Origin of the sequence: Helicobacter sp. 13S00482-2, assembly GCF_002272795.1 — a bacterium.
In the GTDB taxonomy this organism is placed as follows: domain Bacteria; phylum Campylobacterota; class Campylobacteria; order Campylobacterales; family Helicobacteraceae; genus Helicobacter_J.
This window is the reverse complement of sequence record NZ_MLAT01000088.1, coordinates 1-476: the sequence shown is the minus strand read 5'-3', so window position 1 is coordinate 476 and position 476 is coordinate 1. Positions and strand designations below refer to the sequence as shown.

General features: G+C 37.6%; 1 protein-coding gene. It reads right to left on the bottom strand.

Annotation, left to right across the window (positions count from 1 at the left end; translation table 11 throughout):
- Positions 1-219 precede the first annotated feature (219 nt).
- On the bottom strand, positions 220-476 hold a 257-nt coding region (locus BKH42_RS09705), incomplete at its 5' end, for a hypothetical protein (RefSeq protein ID WP_219349870.1).

Here is a 476-nt window from a genome sequence, read left to right as displayed (position 1 = left end):
AAAACCTTCTTCTTCAAATCCTGATTTTCTCAAACAATGTGGAGTTGTAGGATCTGAGTTACCTAGCGGGTTTGAATCATCGTTTGGATCTAGAGTTTTAAGATCTAAGTCGTTTAGATCTGATTTTTACAAATCTGATGCATCTTCAAGATCTGCATCTTCTAGCTCTGATTTTGCTAGATTTGATTCTTCAGGATCTGCATCTTCTAGATCTGATTTTTACAAATCTAATGCATCTGCTAGATCCGAATTACCTAGCGGATTTGATTCATCTGATGCAACTTCTGAGTTTGCATCTTCTAGATTTACATCTTCAAGCCCTGCATCTTCAAGATCTGATTTTGCTAGATTTGAATCTTCTGATGCATTATCTAGCCCCGCATCTGCTAGATCTACACCTCCAAGCTCCGCACCTTCATTCTTTAAAACCTTGTGTTCTATCAAAACCAAATCACTTGTTTTGAGTCTAGCTCTAG